Annotated in this window: 2 protein-coding genes; one reads left to right on the top strand and one right to left on the bottom strand. The window is 32.5% G+C overall.

From position 1 onward, the window contains the following. Positions 1–254: 254 nt before the first annotated feature. Positions 255–869 (top strand): nucleoside triphosphate pyrophosphatase, encoded by a 615-nt coding sequence (locus AFK68_RS05225; RefSeq protein ID WP_094671872.1) that lies wholly within the window; start codon positions 255–257, stop codon positions 867–869. A gap of 1254 nt (positions 870–2123) precedes the next feature. Here AFK68_RS05225 and AFK68_RS05230 read toward each other — a convergent pair. Further along, the coding region (locus AFK68_RS05230; RefSeq protein ID WP_143437540.1) for a DUF1574 family protein at positions 2124–3378 on the bottom strand (1255 nt) is incomplete at its 5' end.

A 3378-nucleotide genomic window follows, 5' to 3' on the forward strand; every position in this document is an offset into this window, starting at 1 on the left:
AATTAATTCTGAATTCTGCATTCAAAATTATAAATTCATAATAAATATAAGCTATAGCAATCCTAAATAGGTCGCGGGTAATCAAAAAGTAGATAAAAAACTTGACATTACCGCCTGTTCCCTGTTCCCTATTCCCTCCATACCTAAAAGCAGTAAGCTTTTTATACACAAGTACAAGTAAAATAGGACTGCTATATAATCGTGACAAATTATCAAATTTTTCTTGAATATTTTATGCTTGTTTGCTTAAAAATATGGAAATTCCAACCTTCATATTAGCCTCATCTTCATCAGCCAGACTTCGCTTGTTAGAAACTGTTGGTATTAACCCCAGAGTTATGCCTAGTAACTTTGATGAATCTACAGTTAAATTAACAGAACCTAGAAAATTAGTAGAAACATTAGCCCAAGCTAAAGCAGAAACAATAGCTAAATCTCTAATCAAAGAAAACTTCTCTAAAACACAATCAAATTTAATTTTAGGATGTGATTCAGTATTAGTTATTGAAGAGGAAATTTATGGTAAACCTGCTAATGCTCAAGAAGCGATCGCTCGTTGGCAAAAAATGCGTGGTCAAGTTGGTGAATTATACACAGGTCATGCTTTAATTGATTTAGCTAAAAATAAAACTATCGTACTTTGTAGAATGACGAAAGTTCATTTTGCTCCTGTTAATGACCAAGAAATAGAAGCTTATGTTGCGACTGGAGAACCTTTAAAATGTGCTGGTTGTTTTGCTATAGAAGGCAAAGGTGGTTTATTTATTGAAAAGATAGAAGGTTGTCATACTAATGTGATTGGTTTAAGTCTACCATTGTTGAGAGTTATGCTGAATAATCTAGGATATCAAGTTAGTAACTTCTGGTAAAATAAACAAAATATAGCCTGCCAAAGGAATTATTTGACTCTACCCGATGATTAGCATTTATCATAAAAAATGCGAGATTACTACCTTGATGGAAGTCTTTACCGAATTATTAATTATTAATAATTAATAATTAATAATTAAATAATTCTGGTTTAAAGCCTCCCCTTTTAAGGGAAAAAAAGTGCTCTTGAATTTCCTTATCTTCAATTCCCGTACGCTTTTAACCAGAGGTAATTATCAATTATCAATTAATGAACTGAGACTGAGAAAATATCTTCTCCAAGAAATTAATTTGTTTCATCACCGCTTCGCCATGACAATATCAGACTTTGTGGATATTACCTTAATAAATTAGCTATTAATATCTGGACTTACGCAAAGTTACTGTATATAGAGTTTCAAAACTATAACGTTATAGTTTTGAACGCTATATATATGATTTATGCGTAAGTCCTAAATATCAATAAAACTATCAAAAATAACGTGCTTGAGATATTCAATATATTTAGTTATTTATTTTCTTATGACATAACAAAAAAATTTTTCTTTCCTTACTATTGAACTGACTCAAACTTCTGAAGTGAAATGAGATTTCAAACTCTCCAATGCTTTTGAGTAAGTGATTATTTAAAGTGAGAAATAACTCAACCTGCTAGAGATAGTATGTCTCAAATAAGTTAAGATAAATTATCTGAAGAAGGAAGAAGGAAGAAGGGAAAAGTTAATAGGTATAGCCTTCGGCAAGCCACTTAGCGTCTACAAACCCCAAGCAATTCTATACACCCTGTAGACGGTGAGGTATTAAGCTCATAGAGGAAAAGATAGACATTAAACATATAAAGTAAACATGAACCTAAGCTTCAGGAGATTATACCAATTACCATGCATTAATGCTATACTTTAGCTATACTTCAACAGTCCAGTATTTACCAAAATTTAAAGTCTGTTTTTAACAATTATTAGTTAGTTAGTATAGATTATCGCTACTTTTCCTCTCCCCCCACCTCCCACACTCCCGTAGGGAGGTTCCATGGAACCTCCCTACAAGGTTTTAGTTGTGACGATGTGGTTTATCAATCATGTAGCGCTGTAAGTTAATAGGTGAGGGCTGAATGATTTTTACCGAAATATTGTGGTTTAACGCCTCCCCTTTTAAGGAGATAATAAATAAAAATTTTCCTGTTCGTCAATCCTCTTCTTTTCAATAAGAGGTAATTCGCGCATTCTTAATTCTAAATTCTTAATTCTTGAAATTTAAGGTTTTTGCCAAGGAATAATATCATCTTCAGCTAATGTTTGAGAAACAGTGATCGCTCCGTAAAGATTCAGATGACTAGGGTCAGAAAAGTTACTATAAGTTTCTGGCCATGCACTACCTAAATCTCGAAAAACAAAATTAGAATACTCCCAAGATAACTGCTGCATATATTCCTGAAATTTTTGTTCATAAGCAGTTCGTACTTCGTCTAAATATGCTGTAGTTAAAGGCATATTTACAAAGACAAAATTAATCCCTATTGACTCAGTATACTCTAGTAAATTTTTAAGTGCTTTTGTTTGTTTTCCTGTTAATTGAAAGTCTGCATAATCAGCATCGTAGTCACCAGCAACTTTAGCATAATTTTGATAGTAATTTTCTGGTTCAAACTTAATGGAAATTGGCAGAAAACCATTGGGTTGAAACTGGTCTAACTCTTGAGGTTCTTCTGCTGCTAATGCCTGGTTTTCTTGCTGATGCAAAAAATCCCAATTTGTCGGATTATTGATAATTGACATAATTAAACTTTTGAGGCGATCGCGCTGCTGATAAGTAACTGATATTTCCTCAGTTTTTTCTTCAATATTTTTGAATATTTGTTTAAATTTATTCAAGCCAAAATCAACCGAAACGTGTGATATATTATTCCCAATTGCAAATGTGCCAGCATCCACTTGTTCATAACCTTCAGAACTAGCAATAATATCAAAAGTTCTATCGACTCTACCACTATTCAGAGCGCGAACTCCATCAGCAAAAATAATTAATTTTGGCAATTGTTCTGGTGGTAAAACTTGACGTACAATCAAATCTACTACTTGAGAAGTTGCTCCATTTACCCCAAAATTATAAATTCTTAAATTTGAATATCCTGAATTTGCTAAACTTTCCTCAAGCACTGTCGGATTAACTCCTCTTAATGCTCTAGAACTACCAACAATTAAAATATCTGGTGGTTTTTTTTCTACTTGTAAATATTGTTGATAACGAACTAATTGTTCATCTAATTGTGGGCTATTAAAAGTAGGATAAGTCGTTAATTCGGAAGTTGCATTTTTATCTAAAATTTCTTCTGTAGGAGTTTGACAATTCGGACCTTGACAAAAATTTCCAGACAGAGAAACATCTGGAATTCTTTCTAATATTCCACCTACTTTTAAATCAGTTTGAACTGTCAATAAAATACCCAGAGCAGCATAAGCAATAGCAGCAACCCATTTACCATAACTACGAGTATTATATGTTAATGAA

The sequence above is a fragment of the Hydrocoleum sp. CS-953 genome (assembly GCF_002260545.1).
Taxonomy (GTDB): Bacteria; Cyanobacteriota; Cyanobacteriia; order Cyanobacteriales; family Microcoleaceae; genus Trichodesmium.

Excerpts from the sequence above, each read along its gene's own strand:
- AFK68_RS05225 (WP_094671872.1), top strand. The coding sequence starts at position 255 with ATGGAAATTCCAACCTTCATATTAGCCTCATCTTCATCAGCCAGACTT.